Below are 953 nucleotides of genomic sequence, written 5' to 3' on the forward strand. Positions count from 1 at the left end.
CGTTGTACACAAGCTGATAATGGAACCCAAATTCTATAAAAAGTCAATAAAACAATTAGAAAAAGACTATTCTACGGATCCATCGGAATTTCCAACCGGACTGGTAGAAAATTGTTATAAATACAGAAAGATTCCAATTGAAGATTTAAACATTGAACAACTAAGGCTTTTGATTTCTCAAAAAATCGGAATTGAATATTTAATCGGAATCGTTTTGAAAACATTAGAACGGAATGCTATTGCGGAAGGGAATCTTTATGAAGGGGATTTGTTAATCGCTGTTTCAAAAATACCATCTGAATTTTGGAAGGAAAATAAGAAGGAATTCGGAATTTTTAAACGCATTGTGACGCGGAATTCGGAATTGATAAAAAATGAACTCGGAGAAAAGGAATTCAATGAACTATTAAATCGACTCGAAAATGGGTTTTAAAAACGTTTGTTTTGATTGTAAGAAAGCGTTCAATCAAGGAACTGACTTAAATAACATTGGAGAATCAAAATGTCCGGATTGTGGAAAATTAATGAAACAAATAACTCATAGATTCCGACCTCCAAAACAAAAGGACAAGAAGAAATGGGAAGTTGCCAAATTTTTGATGGAAAGGGGCTTTCTTTATGAGCACGTTTACGAACGGATTTATGAAGTTCGAGGAATAACGGTTTTAGCTAACTATGCGACTTACCCTGAAAATATGAGAGACGCCAAAGAGTTCGTGGAAAAATATAAATCCCAAGCAGAAACGGAATAAAAAGCCTGTGTACAACACAACCTATAAACAATACGGGCTTCGGACTTAATCAAAGGGTTTGTGTATTTTTATGAAGTCCGCAAAATCTTTTGGATTTTGCTCTGGACAGGAAAAAATAAATCAAAACAAAAAGATTTCGCTATGTGCGTGGCGGAAAGCAGATTCTAGTTTGCTCCCGTACTGTTCATAGCTCAACCGTTA

At 34.9% G+C, this 953-nt stretch carries 2 protein-coding genes; both read left to right on the forward strand.

The features are described 5' to 3' along the window. A partial coding sequence (locus MWU82_RS24005; RefSeq protein WP_348647013.1) for a contact-dependent growth inhibition system immunity protein occupies positions 1-433 on the forward strand: 433 nt, incomplete at its 5' end. Next, on the forward strand, positions 423-752 hold the full coding sequence (locus tag MWU82_RS24010) for a hypothetical protein (protein WP_247098279.1): 330 nt from the start codon (positions 423-425) through the stop codon (positions 750-752). The genes MWU82_RS24005 and MWU82_RS24010, both read left to right, overlap by 11 nt. Positions 753-953 lie beyond the last annotated feature (201 nt).

Origin of the sequence: Arenibacter sp. S6351L (assembly GCF_023016025.1) — a bacterium.
GTDB lineage: Bacteria > Bacteroidota > Bacteroidia > Flavobacteriales > Flavobacteriaceae > Arenibacter > Arenibacter algicola_B.

Excerpts from the sequence above, each read along its gene's own strand:
- MWU82_RS24010 (WP_247098279.1), top strand. The coding sequence starts at position 423 with ATGGGTTTTAAAAACGTTTGTTTTGATTGTAAGAAAGCGTTCAATCAA.